Genomic DNA, 20,515 nt, shown 5'->3' on the forward strand with positions numbered 1-20,515 from the left:
CCAGACTAGAGGCCCCGACTACAGGCCAAGCGCCGCGCGCAAACCCGCAAAGTCGGCGGGCGGCGGCGCCTCGACCGTGGTGGTCCCGCCTTCGGGATGGGGGAAGCTCAGCTTGGCGGCGTGCAGCATCAGGCGCGGCGCCGGCCCGACCTCTGTCGTCAGGGCGCCGCCATAGCGGACGTCGCCGATCAGCGGACGGCCCAGATGGGCCATATGGACCCGCAGCTGGTGCATCCGCCCGGTCAGCGGCTCCAGCTCGACCACCGCGCCCTGATCATTGGCGGCCAGGGTCCGATAGCGGGTCTGCGCCCCTTGGGCGCCGGGCGCGTCGAAGGCGACGACCCGCATATAGGACTCGCGCCCGATCTCCTCGCGCCGCAACGGGGCGTCGATGGAGCCGGATTTCGGGTCCGGCGCGGCGGACAGCAGGGCCAGATACTGTTTGCGGAACCGCCGCATCTGCAAGGCCTTGCCCAAAAAACCCGCCGCCGGCTTGGTCTTGGCCGCCAGGATGACCCCCGAGGTGTCCCGGTCCAGCCGATGCACCAGCTCCGGCCGCTTTCCGTTGGACCGGGCGAAGGCCCACAGCAGATCGTCCAGCGTATGGGCCTTGATCCGCCCGCCCTGGCTGGACAGGCCCGACGGCTTGGAAAAGGCGATGAGATGGGCGTCCTCGTGGATCACCCAGGACCGGACGGCGGCGATCTCATCCTCGGACAGGGCGACGGGGGTGCGGGCGGTCATCGGGGGCTTCTAGAGGTCAGTCCCCCGCCCCGTCCACTGCCGCCTCTTCGGCCATTCGCGCCCGCATCTCGGCCCAGCGCTCCAGCCGCGCCTTGACCTTCTCCTCATGCCCCTCGCCCTTGGGCTTGTAGAAGGTGCGGCGCTCCATCTCGTCGGGGAAGAAGTCGGCGCCCGAGAAACCCTCGGGCGTGTCCGGGTCGTACTGGTAGCCCTTGCCGTAGCCGAGCTGTTTCATCAGCTTTGTCGGGGCGTTGCGGATATGGGCGGGCGGCATCAGCGAGCCGGTCTCATAGGCCGCCTTCTTCGCCGCCTTGAAGGCTTCGTACACCCCCACCGACTTGGGCGCAGTGGCCAGGTGGACCACGGCCTGGGCCAGGGCCAGTTCGCCCTCCGGGCTGCCCAGGAAGTCGTAGGCGTCCTTGGCCGCATTGGCGACGAGGATCGACAGGGGGTCCGCCTCGCCGATGTCCTCGACCGCCATCCGCACGATCCGCCGCGCCAGATACAGCGGATCCTCGCCCCCGTTCAGCATTCGCGCCAGCCAGTAGAGGGCCGCGTCCGGGTCCGACCCCCGCACCGATTTATGCAGGGCGGATATGAGGTTGTAGTGTTCTTCTCGCGACTTGTCGTAAGCGGGCGCGCGGCGTTGCAGCACCCCCGCCAGCCCTTGCACATCCAGGGTCCCGCCCTTGGGCAGGTCGAACAACACCTCGGACATGGTCAGCAGATAGCGGCCGTCGCCGTCGGCCAGGGCCAGCATGGCCTGACGCGCCTCGGGTGAAAGAGGCAGGGCGCGCTCCATATGGGCCTCCGCCCGCTGCAACAGTTGATCCAGAGCCGTGTCGTCGAGACGTTTCAGCACATAGACCTGGGACCGCGACAGCAGCGCCCCGTTCAGTTCGAAACTGGGGTTCTCGGTCGTGGCCCCCACCAGGGTCACGATCCCCGCCTCGACGAAGGGCAGGAAGCCGTCCTGCTGGGCGCGGTTGAAGCGGTGGATCTCGTCGACGAACAACAGGGTGCTCTGCCCCGCCGCCCGCCGTATCCGCGCCGCCTCGAACGCCTTCTTCAGGTCGGCGACCCCGGAAAAGACGGCGCTGATCGACTGGTATTCATAGCCCGCCGCCTGGGCCAGCAGCCGGGCGATGGTGGTCTTGCCGGTGCCGGGCGGCCCCCACAGGATCATCGAGCCCAGCCGCCCCGCCTCGATCATCCGCCGGATCGGCCCGCCGGCGCCCAGCAGATGATCCTGGCCCACCACCTCGTCCAGGGTGCGGGGCCGCAGACGGTCGGCCAGGGGGGCGTCGGGGGGCAGAATGCCGGAGGCTTCGAAAAGATCGCTCATTGCGACCTATGTAGTCGTGCCTAAAGCGGTTTTCACCCGTTAGTATGGGTCAGCGCCACAGAGAGCCCTTATGACCGACGCCCATCCGAACCAAGGCCCGACTGGCGGCCTAACCCCGCACCTGACCATTCCGTCGCGGGGCGCCGCCGCCGCCGTCGATTTCTACACCATCGCCTTCGGCGCGGAAGTGCTGGATCGGCGGCTGGCGGACGACGGGGAACGGTTGATGCACGCCCATCTGAGGATCAACGGCGCCAGCCTGATGCTGAACGACGAGTTCCCGGAATATACGGGCAGCCAGGACGTCCGCCCCGCCGGCGTGACCCTGCACCTTCAGGTCGAAGACGCGGACGCCTGGTGGACCCGCGCCCTGACCGTCGGGGGTGCGGAACCGGTTCTCGACATGGCGGACCAGTTCTGGGGCGACCGCTACGGCGTCCTGCGCGACCCCTTCGGCCACACCTGGTCGATCGGCGGGCCGATGAAGGGTTGAGACGATCAGGCTCTCGCCCCGTCCGGTCAGCGAGAGCCCTCGCAGCGCTCGATCCCCAGCCCTCTGCCTTCTGGCCATCCCAGGGCTTCTCGTCCAATGTCGCGAAAACCCGCTCCTTGTTTCAACGGCTTGCGGCTTCGCCCGTCGAACTACCCGGCGCCCCTCCCGAGGGCCCTATAATGACGCCCGGTCTTTGACATCGCAGAAGGAGCAGAGCGCGGCGGCCGGCGGACAGTCCGATCGGCGTCCGGCCATTTCTCATTAGAAAACAAAACCCGTCGGACAGATCGGACACATCGGACACCTTTTTTTTCGTGTCCGATCGGCCGGACGTCTCAGCCCTCGCCGCGCCGCTTCCAGCCCGAGCCCTTTTCCAGCCCGCGCCTGGCCCCATCCTCGGACAGCCCAATCGGCGTCAGAGGAATTCCCCCCGCAAAAACAAAGGTCGTCGGACAGATCGGACACATCGGACACCTTTTTTTGTCCAATGGCGGAGCGGCCTAGCGCAGAACGCCTCGGATTTGCCGACCGCCGCGATTGATGACCACCTCCCAAGGGCCGCGACCAGCGCTGGCGGCCTGAGCGTCAGCGGCTGTGGAAATTTGACGGCCGTTGATCGCGATCAGCAAATCGTTCTGGCGGAAGACGCTGGCCGCATAGCCTCGACCGGAGACGCCGAGCACGACCACTCCGGTGGCGAAGGGATCGCCGCCAAGCCGATCCGCCAGGGCCGGCGTGAGTTGCGCCACCATGGCCCCTTGCAACGGCCCTTGCTGGATAACGAGGCCCTTGTCGGGATCAGCCTCGCCCGGCAGGGTTTGCACCCGCGCCGTCAGCGTCTGGGCCCGCCCGTCGCGCAGGATGGCCACCTGCACCTGATCATTGGGCGCGCGGGAGCCGATGCGGTAGTTCAGCCCGCCCTGGTCGTTGATCTCCTGGCCGTCGATCGCCGTGATCACGTCGCCCTGACGCACCCCCGCGCGGGCGGCCGGGCTGTTCGGATAGACGTCGGTGACCACCAGCCCCTGCGGGCGGGAAAGGCCCAGGCTGCCGGCGATGTCGCCGGTGACCGTGTCGCCCTTCACCCCCAGCCAGGGCCGCACCACCGTCTTGGCGCCGCCCAGGGCGCTGTCGACCACCCGCTTGACCATGGCGGCCGGCACGGCGAACCCGACCCCGGCCGACGAGCCCGAGCGCGAGAAGATGGCGGTGTTGATGCCGATCAGGTCGCCGTCCATGTCCACCAGGGCCCCGCCCGAATTGCCGGGGTTGATGGCCGCATCGGTCTGGATGAAGGAGCCTGAGTCGGAAATGCCCGTCTCGGTCCGATTCAGGGCCGAGATGATGCCGTTGGTCACCGTCTGGCCCACGCCGAACGGATTGCCGATGGCCAGGACCAGATCGCCGACCTGCTGTTCTTCCTGATCGTCGATGGCCAGGACCGGCAGGCGGTCGCTGACGTTCTCCAGCCGCAGCACGGCGATGTCGCTGCGCTCGTCGGCCAGGATGACGGTGGCGGGGAACTCGCGCCGGTCGTTCAGCACCACCTTGATCTGCTGGGCGCCGTCGATGACGTGGTTGTTGGTCACCACGATCCCGTCCGACCGGACGATGACCCCCGACCCCACGGATTCGGCCACCCGCGCCTGGGGGATGCCGCCGCCGAAAAACTGGAAGAAGGGATCGACCTGAACCCGCTGCACGCTGCGCGCCGAAATATTGACCACAGCCGGAGCGGCCGAGCGCACCACAGGGGCGAAGCTGGACTTCATCCCCGCCGCATCACTGGGGGCGGTGCGCGTGGGCTGGGCGAACTCGCCCTCCTGCGCCTTGGTCGAGGTGGGATTGCCGCAGGCCGAAAGGGCCAGGGCGGCGACGAGCACGATCGGTCGGGTCTTCATCGTCATCCAAGGAATGGAAGCTTCAAGCCGGGCTATACCGCACGGCTTTTCTGGCGGCATCAAGGCGATGGCGGTCAGACCGTCCAGCTCGGCTTGCGCTTGTCCAGAAAGGCGCGAACCCCCTCCTGCCCCTCGGCCGAGACGCGCGCCCGGGCGATCCGTCTGGCTGTATCGTCCATCAGGCCGTGATCGATCCTGTGGCCGGCGATGTCGTTGACCAGCCGCTTGGCTTCGCCCATGGCGCCGGGCGCATTGCCGCCCAGGCTGTCGGTCAACATGGTGATGAACTCATCGACCGACCCCTGGGGCAGGACCAGGTCGATCAGTCCCGCATGGGCGGCGTAGTCGGCGTCGAAACTGTTGGCGGTCAGGAAGAGTTGGCGGGCGCGGCGGGCCCCGACGGCCTCAATGACATAGGGGGCGATGGTGGCCGGGATCAGGCCCAGCTTGACCTCGGAAAAGGCGAAACGCGCCCCCTCCACCGCCACGGCCATGTCGCAGGCGGCGACGATTCCGGCCCCGCCGCCCATGGCCGCGCCCTCGACGACGGCGCAGGTCAGAGCGGGGACGTCGTGGAGGGCCTTCAGCATCCGCGCCAGCCCCAGGGCGTCGTCGCGATTGTCGGCCTCGGACCAGTCCGCCGCGTCACGCATCCAGTTCAGATCGGCCCCGGCGCTGAAGGTTCCGCCCGCCCCGCGAATGAAGACCGCGCGCACATGGTCGGCGCCGTGCAGGGTCTCGAACGCCTCATGCAGGGCGGCGATGGTGGCGGCGTCGAAGGCGTTCTTCTTTTCCGGCCGGTTGAGGGTGACGAAGACGACGCCGTCGGTGGTGGCGTCGATCCGAACCAGATTGTCATTGGCGTCCGGCGCGGCGTCCGCGACCAGGGGATGGGCGATGCTGTTGATCTCCGCCGCCTCCGCGTCGGTGACGTCCAGAGCGTTGATGTCGGCGTCGTTCGGTTGCTCGGCCATGTCTTGATCTCGGATATTCGATATACGAGAGCCTAACGCGCTCCACGTCAAACGGAAACGCAACCCTCCTCGATTCGATCGCCAACTCGCTCAGCCTTCACGGGAAACTAACCCGTGGAGTTGCCGCAATAGAAGGAGCTGGACCGACACGGCACGCCTGGCTGGGTGTTGAGGCCCATGGCGATGACTTCCAAGGTCAGACTGAAGTACATATCGGGGCCGGTTATATTATAGGTGAACTGCGTGCCGGACACTGTTGTTGTCAGAATGCAGGCGTCGTTCCTATACAGGTTGAGCACATATGATGTGGCCTGTGGCACAGCCGCCCACGAGGCCGTAATCGGCGTGCGTGGATAGACGTAAGTCCCTGGCGAGAGACTCCAGTTCACGCCGGTGGTGGGAGGCAGTTGCGGAGCTTGATTGTCCCTCCACTGCACGATCGGCGACTGGCCGTCTTTCGTTTCGGAGGTCCAATACCAGTGGAATGCCGGCCCCTGCGGCCCGTTCTTGAGATAGTTTTGAATGAAGCCGGACACGGTGATGTTGGCGCCCCACAGGCCGTTGTAGAAAACCCATGCTGGGCCGTCATCGGAAATGAAGGTGAGGTTCGGCGCCGTGTCCCAGACTGGCCCCACATCGTCTGTATAATCGTTCGCCGTAAAGCCGGTCTCCGTCCTCATATGGACGCCGGCGGTCGTGTAAAGCTCATGGCTGTGCCAAGCCGCATAGCCGTTCAGACGAGGCACTTGGTCAAGCGTCAGGTCTGAAAAATTCGAAGATGTGACAATGTTGGGATCGCCATGGGCTTCATAATCGACATAGAGCAACGACACCTTGTCCTGATTGATCTTCACCTTGGCGGTGAGACGAATCCAGTCCCCTATGTGAGCGCCGAATCCGGAGCCCGAACCCAGCGGCCGTGAGGCGTAAGACGTCTGCGGACCCAGGCCCCCATTATATGCAAAGAAGCCGAAGTAAGAAATAAGATAGTAGTCGTCACGCATTGCGATGCGGACGTACATCGGCGCGGTGATCGTTCTATTTGTAGGTCCATGCTGACCTAAGAACGTTTCGAGCTGATAGTTATAGAAATGAGGGTCGGATACGGGGATCACCGACGGAGACGAGGGGAGAAGCTCGCCTATATCGCTGAAATAACCCTGCCAAAGCGACACCCAGCTCCAATCAGCGACCGGTGCTGAGCCCGGCGCAGCCGGAAGAGGAAACAATGAAATATTGTCGATCTCTCCACCGCCAAAGGCAGTGCTGGAGGATCCCGCTTTCAACTTATCCGGAGTCATCGGCCCGGCGTCGAGAACGGACATGCCTGAGGGTAAGTCAGCGCCCCCGGATGAAAGTTCTCCGCTACCGCTGACCAACTGGCAGCGGCTGAGAAATGTCTCGACAGCTATCGGCCGATGCGGATCCTGAGAATGCAAGCGAAGGATTGGAGCCAGCTTGGCTGCAACTTGGGCGGGCGTAACCGTCGGCATAAAGATCCCCAAATCTGATAGACCGACGATATGAGGCGCCCTGCGAGAAGTACAGCCGTCTTATGCTACATCCTAAACAGGCCGAAGGTCGTCTCCGGGATCGGGGCGTTCAGGCTCGCCGATATAGCCAGACCGAGCACATCCCGGGTTTGCGCAGGATCAATGACGCCGTCGTCCCACAGGCGGGCGGTGGCGTAATAGGGATTTCCTTCGTCCTCATACTTCTGACGGATCGGCGCCTTGAAAGCTTCGGCCTCCTCGGGCGACCAGGTCTCGGCGTCGCGATGGACGGTGGCCAGGACGCTGGCCGCCTGTTCGCCGCCCATGACGCCGATCCGGCTGTTGGGCCAGGTGAAGAGGAAGCGCGGCGAATAGGCGCGGCCGCACATACCGTAGTTTCCGGCCCCGAAGCTGCCGCCGATCAGGACGGTGAACTTCGGAACCTCGGCCGAGGCGACGGCCGTCACCAGCTTGGCGCCGTCCTTGGCGATGCCGCCCGCCTCATACTTGCCGCCGACCATGAAGCCCGAGATGTTTTGCAGGAACAGCAGCGGAATCTTGCGCTTGCAGGCCAGTTCGATGAAGTGGGCGCCCTTCTGGGCGCTCTCGGAGAAGATGACGCCGTTGTTGGCCAGGATGGCGACCGGATAGCCCCAGATGCGGGCGAAGCCGCACACCAGGGTGGAGCCGTAAAGGGCCTTGAACTCGTCGAACTCCGACCCGTCGACCAGACGGGCGATCACCTCGCGCACGTCATAGGGCGCGCGGACGTCCTCCGGGATCAGCCCATACAGTTCGGCCGGATCGAAGGCCGGCGCGCGGGGTTCGCGCACATCCAGCTCCACGGCCTTGGTCGTGTTCAGATTGGCGACGATCGACCGCACGATCTCCAGCGCGTGTTCGTCGTTCTCGGCGACATGATCGACCACGCCCGAGCGGCGGCCGTGCGTTTCGGCCCCGCCCAGTTCCTCGGCCGAGATGACCTCGCCGGTGGCGGCCTTCACCAGCGGCGGGCCGGCCAGGAAGATGGCGCCCTGGTTCCGCACGATCACGGTCTCGTCCGACATGGCCGGCACATAGGCGCCGCCGGCGGTGGACAGGCCCATGACGCAGGCGATCTGGGCGACGCCCTTGGCGCTCATCCGCGCCTGGTTGAAGAAGATGCGGCCGAAATGGTCGCGGTCGGGAAACACCTCGGCCTGGTGCGGCAGGTTGGCCCCGCCGGAGTCGACCAGATAGACGCACGGCAGTCGGTTCTGCTCGGCGATCTCCTGGGCGCGCAGGTGTTTCTTCACCGTCATGGGGAAGTAGGCGCCGCCCTTCACCGTCGGATCGTTGGCGACGATCATGACCTCGCGCCCTGAGACACGCCCGATCCCGGCGATGACGCCGGCGCCCGGCGCTTCGCCGTCATACATGCCGTGGGCGGCCAGTTGGCCGATCTCCAGGAAAGGCGAACCGGGGTCGAGCAACCGCTCCACCCGATCCCGCGGCAGCAACTTGCCGCGGGCGACGTGACGCTCGCGCGCCTTGTCGGAGCCGCCGCGCGCGGCCTTGGCCACATGGTCGCGAAGTTCGGCGACCAGGGCGCTGTTATGCGCGTGCAGGGACTTGTACTTGGGGCTTTGCGGATCGACCGCTGACGTCAGCTTCGGCATGGGGGGTGGTTTAGGGGCGGTTGGCGAAAAGCGCTAGTGAGTGAGAAGTGCGCCGAGGCGCGCGGTGAAGGCTCGCCTCCTGCTCACAGGCGCTTTTCACCCCCGACGCCCGCCGTCCTTGCCAGTTCCCGCCTTTTCCCCTATACGCCCCCGCTTTCCAGGGCTTCGGTCCTGACGCGGAACGCCAAAGGGTTGGACAACCGGTCCCGCCGCCGCGCCAGGAGCCATCGTGGAGATCGACTTACCCGGTCGTTTCCGCGCCGACGCCTACAAGGGAGACTACCGCATGGCTCTTTACGAGCACACGGTCATGACGCGCCAGGACATCTCGGCGCAACAGGCCGAAGCGCTGAACGACACCATCAAGGACCTGATCGTGCAAGGCGGCGGCTCCGTCGCCAAGATCGAGTACTGGGGTCTGCGCAACCTGACCTACCGCGTGAAGAAGAACCGCAAGGCTCACTATTCGCTGCTGGCCGTCGACGCCCCTCCCGCCGCCATGGCCGAGGTCGAGCGTCAGCTGTCGATCAACGAAGACGTGCTGCGCTGGCTGACCGTCCGCGTCGAGGAACTGGACCTGGAACTGTCGCCGCTTCTGGCCCGCCGCGAGCGCGAACGCGAGCGTGAACGCGAGCGCACCCCGCGTGACGACGCCGACGCCGCAGACGCCGAATAAGGAAACCGGATCATGACCGACACGACTGCCCCCACCCCGGGCGCCCCGGCCGGCTCCGGCTCCGCCGGCCGCCGCCCCTTCTATCGTCGCCGCAAGGTCTGCCCGTTCTCGGGCGCCAATGCGCCGAAGATCGACTACAAGGACGTCAAGCTGCTGCAGCGCTACGTCTCCGAACGCGGCAAGATCGTGCCTTCGCGCATCACCGCCGTCTCCCAGAAGAAGCAGCGCGAACTGGCCAAGGCCATCAAGCGCGCCCGCTATCTGGCCCTCCTGCCGTATGTGGTGAAGTAAGATGAAGGTCGTTCTGCTGGAACGCGTCGAGAACCTCGGCGCCATCGGCGACGTCGTCACTGTCAAGGACGGCTTCGCCCGCAACTTCCTTCTGCCGCGCGACAAGGCCCGCCGGGCCACCGCCGCCAATCTGAAGGCCTTCGAACTCGACCGCGCCGCCATCGAGCAGCGCAACGAGAAGAACAAGGCCGAGGCTCAGAAGATCGCCGACAAGATCGACGGCCAGACCTACATCATGATCCGTCAGGCCGGTGAAACCGGCCAACTGTACGGTTCGGTCGCCGGTCGCGACGTCGCCGAGGCCATCCAGGCCGAAGGCGGCAAGGTCGAACGTTCGCAGGTCGTCCTGAACACGGCGATCAAGACCCTGGGCGTCCACGAAGTGCCGGTCCGCCTGCACGCCGAGGTCCGCGCTACGGTCAAGATCAACATCGCCCGTTCCATGGACGAGGCCGAGCGCCAAGCCAAGGGCGAGGACGTGATCCGCAGCCAGTTCGATGATGAGCGCCAGGCCGCCGAGCAATCGGCCCAGGAGCTGATCGAAGGCGGCGCCGGTCAACAGGAAGGCTTCGGCGACGAAGCCTGATCCTGACCCCGCCGGATTGGGGCCCGCCCTGATCCATGGCGAATCGTCGAGACATCAAGGGCGCGTTCCGAACGGAGCGCGCCCTTTTTGCTGGCCGAGCGATCCGAACCAAGCTCTGGGCGCGAGCCCATCGTATGACAAGTTTGCAACAGATTGTCCCACTTCGGCATGAGGGAACGCCATGCGCACAACCTTGCCTTGACCATCAACTCTAGCGATGAACACATTCCAATTGGGCTGGATTTTTGGCTGTTTCCTAGTGATTTTTTGCGCCGACTAAGCCCTGGACGTCGTTATCGCGGCCGTCGCCGTCCAAGACCACTGGTCGCTGTCATTGGGGATAGTCATGACGCTGATTTCCGGTCGTTCCGTTCTGCTGGCCTTCGCCTCCACCAGCGCGTTGATGTCGGCGCCGTGCGCCTTCGCCCAAGAGGCGCCGCCTTCGACCGATGATGCGGCGGATATCGGCGAGATCGTCGTGACCGGCACGCGCACGGCGGGGCGGACCAGGCTCGACACCATAGCGCCTGTGGACGTGATCACAGGCGAGACCCTGACCCGCACCGGCACGGGCACGGAAACAGCCGCCGCCCTCGCCGCAGCCGCCCCTTCGATCAACTTTCCACGCCCCGCCATCTCCGACGGCTCCGACCATGTTCGTCCCGCGACCCTGCGCGGCTTGGCGCCCGATCAAACCCTGGTGCTGATCAACGGCCAACGCGGCCACGTCGGCGCCCTGGTCAACGTCAACGGCGCCTTGGGGCGGGGCTCGACCGCCTTCGACCTGAACACCATCCCGTCCGTGACCTTGGGGTCGGTCGAGGTGCTGCGCGACGGCGCCTCGGCCCAGTACGGCTCGGACGCCATGGCCGGCGTGATCAACCTGCGCCTGCGCCAAGCGCGTGAAGGCGGCGGACTGACACTGAACTACGGTCGCTACGACACCGAATATGACACCGCACGCGGATCGCACGAGGCGACGGACGGTGAACAGACCTCTCTGTCGGGATGGGTCGGCCTGCCATTGGGCGAGGACGGCTTCGTCACCGTATCCGGCGAGTTGCAAAAACGCGATCCGACCAACCGCTCCGACTATGCAGCCCCCTCGGCCGTCGTCGGCAACACCTCGACCACCACTGTGCTGGGCCGGTTCGGCGACCCGGCCGTGGAGTCGCAGTCGCTGTGGTTCAACGCCGGAAAACCGATCAGTGCGGACTGGGAAGTCTACGCCTTCGGCGGAATCCAGCACAAGGAAAGCGAATCCGGCGCCACCGCCCGCGCCTACAACAACGCTAACAATGTCGTCGCCATCTATCCGAACGGCTTTCTGCCTCTGATCAACACCGAGATCGTCGATCGCAATCTGTACGGCGGGGTCAAGGGCGAGGCGGCCGGGATCGAATGGGACCTGTCGGTGGGGTATGGCCGCAACTCGCTGGATTACCGCGTCACCAACTCCCTGAACGCCTCATACGGGGCGGGGTCCAAGCGAGAGTTCAACGCGGGCGGATTGAAATATGACCAGCTCACCCTGGGCATCGATGGCGTGAAACCGCTTGAGGCCGGACTGATCGAACCGCTGAACGTCGCGTTCGGGCTCGAATACAGGACCGAAAGTTTCGAAGTCTACGCTGGCGAACCGGCCTCCTATAATCGCGGAACGGGCGGGACAGGCGGCGCGGGCGCCCAGGGCTTCCCTGGTTTTGCCCCCTCGAACGAGGCCGATGAAGACCGCAACAACTGGAGCGCCTATGTTGATCTGGAAGGTCGGCTGACCCCGGCCCTGACCTTCGGCGTCGCCGGGCGTTACGAGGACTATTCCGATTTCGGCGACCAGTTCACCGGCAAGATCTCGGCGCGCTATGACTTCTCGCCCGCCTTCGCGCTGCGCGGCGCGGTTTCTACAGGCTTCCATGCCCCCGCGCTTCAGCAACAGTATTTCAGCTATACGGCGACCAATCTGGTTACACAGGTCATCGGCGGGGTGCCCACCACCAGCCTGATCCAGGCCGGGACCTTCCGCGTCGATGATCCGGTCGCCCTGGCTCTCGGCTCCAAGCCGCTAGAGCCGGAAACCTCGATCAACTATTCGCTGGGCGCCGTATTCCGCTCTGGCGGCTTCGAACTGACGGTCGACGCCTATCAGATCGAGGTGGAGGACAGGATCATCTATTCGGAAAGCCTGGGTACAACCCGCCCGAGCCAGTCGGCGGCCACGACTACGGCGGTCCAGACCCTGTTGGCGCCCTTTGGGGTCAGCGCGGCGCGCTTCTTCCTGAACGGGGTGGACACCACCACCCAGGGGGTCGATGTCGTCGGCCGTTATCGCTTGCCGACGGATTTCGGACGCTTCGACTTCACCCTGGCGGGGAACTACAATGAGACGACAGTAGACAAGACGCCGGGCACGCCCGCCGGCCTGTCGATCCCCGTTTCTCCCAACTTCCTGTTCGATCGGTCCAACATTCTGGCCTTCGAGGATGGCACGCCGAAGACCAAGGTGGTTGGAGGACTGGACTGGACCCTGGGCGATTGGGCGGTCTCGGCCAAGGCGACCTACTACGCCAGCGTCCTGGTCGCCAATAACGCCTCGACACTGGACTATGAGACCGGCGACCACACTCTCTTCGATCTGGAAGCCCGCTATCAGTTCCCCTACGGGGTCGGTCTGGCCGTCGGGGCGAACAATCTGTTCGACGAATACCCGACCTACACGCCGACCACTCTGAACGGCGCCACCGGCTCGGTCGGTTTCCCGAGCTATTCGCCCTTCGGCTTCAACGGGCGGTTCTTGTACGCTCGTCTCAGCTACAGCTTCTGAGGCGTTCGGCCGGGGCGCGCTCAGTTGCGCGCCCCGGCGTCGAATCCACGAGCCCCGCAGACGACGGATTCACTTCACCCACAGGGGGGACGATCTGTCCACCGTCGCGGCGGCGTCCGCGACTGACGCAGGCGCGTGTGAGGGATAGAGCGTTAAGACAATGAACGCCTTCGCCCCCCTGCCCTTCTCGTCCTCCCCGTTGGACTCCAACGGCGTCGCCTCCATGCCTCATAACCTGGAGGCCGAACAGGCGCTGCTCGGCGCCTTGATGTTCGACAACGGGGTGTTCGAGCGTCTCAGCGACCGTCTGCGCGGCTCCCACTTCTACGAGCCCTTCCACCAGCGGCTGTTCGACGCCATCGAGGATCACATCCGTCAGGGCATGCTGGCCGAGCCGACCATCCTGATGGAGCGGTTCAAACAGGACCCCGCCTTTCAGGAGTTCGGCGGCCTGCGCTATTTCGCCGATCTGGTGGACCGGGCCCCGCCGGCGGCCAACGCCCCGGACTACGCCCGCGTCGTCTATGACACGGCCCTGCGCCGCGACCTGATCCGCATCGGCGGCGAGATCATCAAGGAGGCGCCCAATCCGGACGTCCCCGCTGACGAACAGATCGAACAGGCCGAACAGACCCTTTATTCGCTGGCAGAGACGGGCAAGCCCTCGTCCGGTTTCGTCAGCTTTTCTCACGCCTTGTCCGGCGCCGTTCAGATGGCGGCGGAAGCCTATCAGCGCGAGGGCAAGCTGGCCGGTCTGGCCACCGGCCTGCACGATCTGGACCGGAAACTGGGCGGCCTGCACCCGTCCGACCTGCTGATCCTCGCCGGACGCCCGTCGATGGGTAAGACGGCTCTGGCGACCAACATGGCCTTCAACGTGGCCCGCGCCTATCAATGGGAGCCGACGCCGGAGGGCCGCAAGACGGTCAACGGCGGGGTGGTCGCCTTCTATTCGCTGGAAATGAGCGCCGAACAGTTGGCCATGCGGATCCTGGCCGATGCGTCCGGCGTCTCCTCCGACAAGCTGCGCAAGGGCGAGATTGACGCTTCGGACTTCGGCAAGCTGCGCGATGCGGCGGTCGAAATCGGCGAGGCGCCCCTCTACATCGACGCCACCGGCGGCATCTCCATCTCCAAGCTGGCCGCCCGGGCGCGGCGGCTGAAGCGGATGGAGCACGGGCTGGACCTAATCATCGTCGACTATCTGCAGCTGGTGACCACCGGCGAAGGCGGCGGGCAAAAGAACCGCGTTCAGGAAGTGTCCGAGATCACCGGCGGCCTCAAGGCCCTGGCCAAGGAGCTGAACGTCCCGATCATCGCCCTGTCGCAGCTGTCGCGTCAGGTCGAACAGCGCGACGACAAGCGGCCCCAGCTGTCGGACCTGCGGGAGTCCGGCTCGATCGAACAGGACGCCGACTGCGTGATGTTCGTCTATCGCGAGAGCTACTATCTGGGCCGGGCCGAGCCGCGCGAAGGCACTGAGGAACACCTGCAATGGCAGCAGGACATGGACCGGCTGCAAGGCCAGGCCGAGGTCGTCATCGGCAAGCAGCGCCACGGCCCGATCGGCATCGTCAAACTGGCCTTCGACGCCGACACGGTCCGCTTCGGCAACCTGGCGCACGGCTATGAGGAAGTCAGCTACGAATAGGGCTCTTCCCTAACCGCCGACTTGCGCCATAAGGCCGCCATGCCCTCCCCCGCCCTGCTGTCCGTCGATCTGAACGCCCTGGCCCGCAACTTCCACACGCTGGAAGCCGTGACCGGCGCGCCGGTTCATCCGGTGGTCAAGGCCGACGCCTACGGGCTGGGCGCCGAGGCCTGTGCGACCCGGCTGATGACCGAGGGGGCGCGGACCTTCTTCGTCGCCCGCGCCGATGAAGGCCTGGCCTTGCGGGCGGCGCTGGGCGATGCGCCGGTCATCTATGTGCTGGACGGCTGCCACGACGGGGCGGCCGGCGTGCTGAAGGCGGCGGACCTGCGTCCAGTGCTGAACCAGCCCCGACAGATGCAGGCTTGGAGCCAGGTCGGCGGCGGCGCCTGCGGCATCCAGATCGACACCGGCCTGAACCGGCTGGGGTTCCGCCCCGAAGACGCGCCGGAGCCGTTCGAGGGCCTCGATCTGATCATGAGCCACCTGGCCTGCGCCGACGAACCGGACCAGCCGATGAACCGGCGCCAGCGCGACGCCTTCACGGCGGCGGCCGCGCGATATCCGGGCATCACGCGATCGCTGGCCAATTCGGGCGGTTGCTTTCTGGGGCGGGACTACAGCTTCGACGCCGTGCGCCCCGGCGTCTGTCTCTATGGCGGCGGGCCGCAGGGTCGGCCGGACGACAGGATCGCCGCCGTCGCCACCCTGACCGCCGAGGTCTTGCAGGTCCGAGACGTCAGGGCGGAGGAAAGCATCGGCTATTCCAGAGGCTTCGTCGCTGACCGTCCCGTGCGAGCGGCCGTGGTGGCTGCGGGCTATGCCGACGGCGTCATGCGGGCCTATGGACAAGGCGGCGCCGCCTGGGTGTCGGGCGAGATCCGCCCTCTGCTGGGCCGGGTGTCGATGGACGTCTGTACCCTGGACATCACCGGCCTGGACGTCGCGGTCGGCGATCGGGTCGAGCTTTTCGGCGCGAACCGTCATCTGGATGAGGCGGCGGCCGCGGCCGGGACCATCAGCTATGAACTGTTGACTGCAATCAGCGACCGGGTGCCCCGCGCCTATTGAGGCGAATGCGACCGCGACTGACGTAGAAGAGGACGATGAAGGCGCAAAGCTCGGCCCGTCACCCGACGTCGGCTGTCTCTGCTAAGGAAGTCCATGGCTCGCGATTCCGCCCTCTACGTCTGTCAGTCCTGCGGCTCGGTCCACGGCAAGTGGTCGGGTCAGTGTTCATCGTGCGGGCAGTGGAACACCCTGACCGAAGAGAGCCGTTCCGCGCCGCCGGGCGCGATCAAGCCTTCGGCGGCCGCTTCGGCGCGCGGACGCGGCCTGCAGTTTGAAACCCTTCAGTCCGACACGCCCGAACCGCCCCGCATCACGACGGGCGTGGCCGAGTTCGACCGGGTCTGCGGCGGCGGCGTTGTCCCGGGTTCGGCCATACTGCTGAGCGGCGATCCCGGCGTGGGCAAGTCCACCCTGCTGCTGGAGGTGGCGGCGAAGGCGGCGCTTCGCGGCGGGCGTATCGCCTATATCTCGGGCGAAGAGGCCGTCGAGCAGATCCGAGCGCGGGCCAAGCGGATGGGGCTGGACCAGGCGCCGGTCAATCTGGCGGCGGCGACGGCGCTGCGCGACATCCTGGGCACGCTGAAGCGCGAACAGTTCGACATCGTCATCGTCGATTCGATCCAGACCCTGTGGTCCGACGTTCATGAGAGCGGGCCCGGCTCCATCACCCAGGTCCGGGCCTGCGCCGGCGAAATGGTCCGACTGGCCAAGACGCAAGGGATCGCCGTCGTCCTGGTCGGCCACGTCACCAAGGACGGCCAGGTGGCCGGGCCGCGCGTGGTCGAACACCTGGTCGACGCCGTCATGACCTTCGAGGGCGAGCGCGGCTATCCGTTCCGCATTCTGCGCGCGGGCAAGAACCGGTTCGGCGCCACCGACGAAATCGGGGTGTTCGAAATGGGCGACAGCGGCCTGCGCGAAGTCGCCAATCCCTCGGCCCTCTTCCTGGGCGAAGGCAAGGACCGGGCGCCCGGCGCCGCCGTCTTCGCCGGGATCGAAGGCTCGCGGCCCGTTCTGGTCGAGATCCAGGCCCTGGTGGCGCCGTCCGCCTATGGCACGCCGCGGCGGGCGGTGGTCGGTTGGGACTCCGGTCGCCTGGCCATGTTGCTGGCGGTGCTGGAGGCCCGGTGCGGCCTGGGCTTCGGCGACAAAGATGTCTATCTGAACGTCGCCGGGGGGCTGCGGATCAACGAGCCGGCGGCGGACCTGGCGGCGGCGGCGGCCTTGATCAGCTCGGCCCTGGACATGCCCCTGCCCCAGGGCTGCGTCGTCTTCGGCGAGATCGGCCTGTCGGGCGAGGTGCGCAGCGTGGGCCGAGCCGAGGCGCGGCTGCGCGAGGCTCAGAAGCTGGGCTTCGACCATCTGCTGTGCCCGCCCCTGCCCCAGAGCGCGGGGAAGACAAACGGGGTCAAGGTGACGTCGGCGACGCGTTTGACGGATGTGGTCGAACGAATCTCGCAAAACCGCTATTAGACGGGCGCAACAGTTTCTGGACCTCTGAGTGACCGGTTACGACGTCTTCGCCATAGTGGTGATCCTGTTCTCCGCCGCCGCCGGTTGGGTGCGCGGCGGCGTGCGCGAGATCATCACCCTGCTCAGCGCCCTGCTGGCGGCGCTGATCGCCCTGGTGACCCTGCCCTGGACGGCCATGCTGGGGCGGGCCCTGGTCAATCCCGACTGGGCCGGGACGATCCTGGCGGCGATCGTGACCTTCATGGTCGTCTATTTCGGCATCCGCATCTTCGGCTCCTTCCTGTCCAAACAGGCCCAGGCCCATCCGCAGTTGGGAGGAATCGACCGGTTCATCGGAGTGTTCGTCGGCGCAGGGCGGGCCTTGGTCCTGTTGGGCGCCGTCCATCTGGTCATCGTGGCCGCCATGCCGGGCGAACGGACACCGAAATGGCTGACCCAGGCGGCGCTCTATAAGGTCAGCGCCGTCGGCGCCCGCGCCATTCAGATCGTCCTGCCCGGCATCGGGCGCGGCGCCGATGCGATCACGCCTGTGGTGGATTCATCCGTGCGCAAAGGGTTTTCGAACGACGAAGCCTTGCCTCGGACGCAATCCGAGACTAACTCGCCGCGCGAAGCCGCCCCGTAAGTTTCCCCCGGTCATCGGAGCCCCACGATGCGCCACCATATCGCCGATCCCGTCGTTCACCGCGAGCACTGGCGCGAGCCGGAGGATGATCAGCTCCGTCTGGAGTGCGGTGTCTGCGGCGTCTGGGGCGCGGATGAAGACGAAGGCTCCGCCGTCGTCGCCCTGGGCCTGCATGCGCTTCAGCATCGCGGCCAGGAAGCCTGCGGCATCGCCAGCATCAAGGACGAACGCTTTTACACCGAACGCCATCAGGGGCTGGTGGGCGAGGCCTTCGGCGGCGCCGACCTGATGACGCGCATGCCCGGTCGCGCGGCTGTCGGCCACACTCGCTACTCCACCGCCGGCGGGTCCTTCCTGCGCAACATCCAGCCGATGTTCGCCGACCTGGACCAGGGCGGCATCGCCATCGCCCACAACGGCAACCTGACCAACTTCAAATCCCTGCACAGCCAGCTGGTCAGCGAAGGCGCCATCTTCCAATCGACCTCGGACTCCGAAGTCATCCTTCACCTGATCGCCCGCAGCCGTAAGGCCAAGATCGTCGACCGCTTCATCGACGCCCTGGCGCGGATCGAGGGCGGCTACGCCCTGGTGGCCCAAACCCGTCACAAGATGATCGGCGCGCGCGACCCTCTGGGCATCCGCCCCCTGGTGCTGGGCCAGATAGGCGAGGCCTGGGTCCTGGCGTCGGAAACCTGCGCCCTGGACATGATGGGCGCCGCCTTCGTGCGCGACGTCGAACACGGCGAGGTCGTGGTGATCGACGAGAACGGCGTCGAATCGATCAAACCCTTCCCCGCGCGCGCCGCTCGCCCCTGCCTGTTCGAATACGTCTATTTCTCGCGTCCCGACTCGGTCGTGAACGGCCGTTCGGTCTATGAAGTCCGCAAGGAGATGGGACGCGGCCTGGCCCGCGAATGGGGCGTGGACGCCGATATCGTCGTGCCGGTGCCCGATTCCGGCGTGCCCGCCGCCCTGGGCTATGCCCAGGAGAGCGGCATCCCCTACGAGATGGGCATCATCCGCAGCCACTATCTGGGCCGCACCTTCATCCAGCCCAGCCAGGGCGCCCGGCAGAAGGGCGTGCGGATGAAGCACAGCCCCAACAAGTCTGCCCTAGCCGGCAAGCGGGTCGTGCTGATCGACGACTCCATCGTGCGGGGGACCACCTCGGTCAAACTGGTTCGCGCCGTCCGGGCGGCCGGGGCCAAGGAGGTCCACCTCCGTTCGGCCAGCCCGCAGATCCTCTTCCCCGACTTCTACGGCATCGACATGCCCGAACGGGCGCAACTTCTGGCGGCGAACAAGACGCTGGAGGAGATGCGCGAAATGCTGGAGGTCGATTCCCTCGGCTTCCTGTCCATCGACGGCCTGTATCAGGCAATGGGCGAGCCCGGCCGCAACAACGAAGCCCCCCAGTTCACCGACCACTATTTCACCGGCGACTACCCCACCCGCCTGCTGGACCGGGAGATCGAGGAAGGCGGCCGGGAGTTTTCAGCCCGACAGCTTTCGCTGCTGGTCAGCGCATGATATCACGGGTTGATGGCGCACAACCCAGTTCAAAACAGCCAACTGCAGGAGGGGAGGCTCGTCCTGATCAGGCTTGGCGACCGCCTTCTGGCGATTGTCGGGATGTTCTTCGTCTTGAACCTGATCCTGGCGGCAAACCAGTCCGCACTATCGCCTTCGACCCTCGCTGGGTTGACGACGGGCGTGGGCGCCGGGCATCTGCTCTTCGGCAAGCGCCGCTTTCGCGTGCCGTCGATGGTTTGGCTGGGCGTCGGTTTGGTGATGATCTTGGTCGCCACTAAGGCGTCATACGGCCTCGCTAAAGCAGCGTTCGGCGGAAACTGAGTCACATCAGGGCGTCAGCTTCAGCCTGTGATCGCCGCACGCTCGATCCCGCTTGGCGGCCGCCGCAAACGCACGCTAATCATGGCGGATGTCAGACCTGCCCCTCAAAGACCGTATCGCCCTCGTCGTCGGGGCCTCGCGCGGCATCGGCTATGAGAGCGCCCTCGCCCTGGCCAAGGCCGGGGCGCACGTGGTCGCAACGGCCCGGACCCAGGGCGGACTGGAAGAGCTGGATGACGCCGTGTTCGCCGCCACCGGCAAACACGCCACCCTGGTCCCGTTTGACCTGGTCGACGGGGGCGGCATCGACCGGCTGGGCGGAGCGATCTTCGAACGGTTCAAGAAGCTGGATGTCTGGGTCCAGGCGGCGGCGACCATGGGGCCGTCGGGCCTGACGCCGGTGGCCCACGCCGACCCGCGCGAGTTCGCCAAGGTGGAGAAGGTCAACTTCACGGCCGTCTACCGGCTGATCCGCTCGCTGGAGCCGCTGCTGCGCGCCTCGGACGCCGGGCGGGCGATCCATTTCACCAGCAGCGTGGCGACGACGCCCTGCGCCTTCTGGGGCATGTACGCCGCCACCAAGGCAGGCGCCGAAGCTCTGATCAAGGCCTGGGCGGACGAGGTGGAGAGCACCCCGATCCGCGTCAGCATCGTCGATCCGGGCCGAATGCGCACCGCCATGCGCGCCCAGGCCTTCCCCGGAGAAGACCCGCAGACCGTGCCCCATCCATCGGAAATCGGTCCCCTGGTGGTCGAACTGGCGCGAGGCGACCTGACGCCTCCGCCGACGATCCGATTCCGTGACTGGAAGGCCGGGTTAACGACGGAAGCTCTGGTCTGAAGTCATGCGAGGCCA

Annotated in this window: 18 protein-coding genes; 12 read left to right on the top strand and 6 right to left on the bottom strand. The window is 66.2% G+C overall.

The window, feature by feature from the left end; translation table 11 throughout:
• Window positions 1–18: 18 nt before the first annotated feature.
• Window positions 19–744: an RluA family pseudouridine synthase gene (locus BSP_RS12410; protein WP_054766007.1), complete on the bottom strand. Its 726-nt coding sequence runs from the start codon at window positions 742–744 to the stop codon at window positions 19–21.
• 16 nt (window positions 745–760) lie between these two features.
• A complete protein-coding gene (locus BSP_RS12415; RefSeq protein WP_152950541.1) occupies window positions 761–2,089 on the bottom strand; it encodes a replication-associated recombination protein A in 1,329 nt (442 codons plus the stop codon).
• Between the two features lie 70 nt (window positions 2,090–2,159).
• Between BSP_RS12415 and BSP_RS12420 the strand changes: the two genes are divergently transcribed.
• A complete protein-coding gene (locus tag BSP_RS12420) occupies window positions 2,160–2,582 on the top strand; it encodes a VOC family protein (RefSeq protein WP_152950542.1) in 423 nt (140 codons plus the stop codon).
• 500 nt (window positions 2,583–3,082) lie between these two features.
• On the opposite strand, the gene BSP_RS12425 is transcribed toward BSP_RS12420, so the two are convergent.
• The 4 genes from BSP_RS12425 to BSP_RS12440 form a co-directional block, all read right to left on the bottom strand.
• Complete coding sequence (locus BSP_RS12425) at window positions 3,083–4,483, bottom strand: Do family serine endopeptidase (protein ID WP_152950543.1); 1,401 nt, start codon at window positions 4,481–4,483, stop codon at window positions 3,083–3,085.
• Between the two features lie 74 nt (window positions 4,484–4,557).
• A complete protein-coding gene (locus BSP_RS12430) occupies window positions 4,558–5,457 on the bottom strand; it encodes an enoyl-CoA hydratase-related protein (protein WP_152950544.1) in 900 nt (299 codons plus the stop codon).
• Window positions 5,458–5,564: 107 nt separating this feature from the next.
• Window positions 5,565–6,782 carry a hypothetical protein gene (locus BSP_RS12435; RefSeq protein ID WP_152950545.1) on the bottom strand — a complete coding sequence of 406 codons (1,218 nt, stop codon included), beginning with the start codon at window positions 6,780–6,782 and terminating at the stop codon, window positions 5,565–5,567.
• Between the two features lie 233 nt (window positions 6,783–7,015).
• Window positions 7,016–8,608 carry a carboxyl transferase domain-containing protein gene (locus BSP_RS12440; protein ID WP_152950546.1) on the bottom strand — a complete coding sequence of 531 codons (1,593 nt, stop codon included), beginning with the start codon at window positions 8,606–8,608 and terminating at the stop codon, window positions 7,016–7,018.
• Window positions 8,609–8,894: 286 nt separating this feature from the next.
• On the opposite strand from BSP_RS12440, the gene rpsF reads away from it, so the two are divergent.
• The 11 genes from rpsF (at window position 8,895) to BSP_RS12495 (ending at window position 20,500) form a co-directional block, all read left to right on the top strand.
• Window positions 8,895–9,284: a 30S ribosomal protein S6 gene (gene rpsF, locus BSP_RS12445; protein ID WP_054766976.1), complete on the top strand. Its 390-nt coding sequence runs from the start codon at window positions 8,895–8,897 to the stop codon at window positions 9,282–9,284.
• 12 nt (window positions 9,285–9,296) lie between these two features.
• The gene (rpsR, locus tag BSP_RS12450; RefSeq protein WP_054766014.1) at window positions 9,297–9,575 is read left to right on the top strand and encodes a 30S ribosomal protein S18; all 279 of its coding nucleotides are present in this window, start codon (window positions 9,297–9,299) and stop codon (window positions 9,573–9,575) included.
• Between the two features lies 1 nt (window position 9,576).
• On the top strand, window positions 9,577–10,161 hold the full coding sequence (rplI, locus tag BSP_RS12455; RefSeq protein WP_054766015.1) for a 50S ribosomal protein L9: 585 nt from the start codon (window positions 9,577–9,579) through the stop codon (window positions 10,159–10,161).
• Between the two features lie 346 nt (window positions 10,162–10,507).
• Entirely contained in the window at window positions 10,508–12,982 is a 2,475-nt protein-coding gene (locus BSP_RS12460; RefSeq protein ID WP_152950547.1) for a TonB-dependent siderophore receptor, read from the top strand.
• Between the two features lie 160 nt (window positions 12,983–13,142).
• Window positions 13,143–14,633: a replicative DNA helicase gene (locus BSP_RS12465; protein WP_054766017.1), complete on the top strand. Its 1,491-nt coding sequence runs from the start codon at window positions 13,143–13,145 to the stop codon at window positions 14,631–14,633.
• Window positions 14,634–14,672: 39 nt separating this feature from the next.
• On the top strand, window positions 14,673–15,704 hold the full coding sequence (alr, locus tag BSP_RS12470) for an alanine racemase (protein ID WP_152950548.1): 1,032 nt from the start codon (window positions 14,673–14,675) through the stop codon (window positions 15,702–15,704).
• Window positions 15,705–15,797: 93 nt separating this feature from the next.
• Window positions 15,798–17,177, top strand: coding sequence for a DNA repair protein RadA (radA, locus tag BSP_RS12475; protein ID WP_152950549.1), 1,380 nt, complete (start codon window positions 15,798–15,800; stop codon window positions 17,175–17,177).
• A 28-nt stretch (window positions 17,178–17,205) separates the two neighbouring features.
• The gene (locus tag BSP_RS12480) at window positions 17,206–17,802 is read left to right on the top strand and encodes a CvpA family protein (RefSeq protein WP_054766020.1); all 597 of its coding nucleotides are present in this window, start codon (window positions 17,206–17,208) and stop codon (window positions 17,800–17,802) included.
• A gap of 27 nt (window positions 17,803–17,829) precedes the next feature.
• Entirely contained in the window at window positions 17,830–19,335 is a 1,506-nt protein-coding gene (purF, locus tag BSP_RS12485) for an amidophosphoribosyltransferase (RefSeq protein ID WP_152950550.1), read from the top strand.
• Between the two features lie 9 nt (window positions 19,336–19,344).
• Window positions 19,345–19,659, top strand: a complete 315-nt coding sequence (locus tag BSP_RS12490; protein ID WP_152950551.1) for a hypothetical protein — start codon at window positions 19,345–19,347, stop codon at window positions 19,657–19,659.
• 88 nt (window positions 19,660–19,747) lie between these two features.
• The gene (locus BSP_RS12495; protein WP_152950552.1) at window positions 19,748–20,500 is read left to right on the top strand and encodes an SDR family NAD(P)-dependent oxidoreductase; all 753 of its coding nucleotides are present in this window, start codon (window positions 19,748–19,750) and stop codon (window positions 20,498–20,500) included.
• Window positions 20,501–20,515: the final 15 nt, after the last annotated feature.

The sequence above is a fragment of the Brevundimonas sp. Bb-A genome, assembly GCF_009394735.1.
In the GTDB taxonomy this organism is placed as follows: domain Bacteria; phylum Pseudomonadota; class Alphaproteobacteria; order Caulobacterales; family Caulobacteraceae; genus Brevundimonas; species Brevundimonas aurantiaca.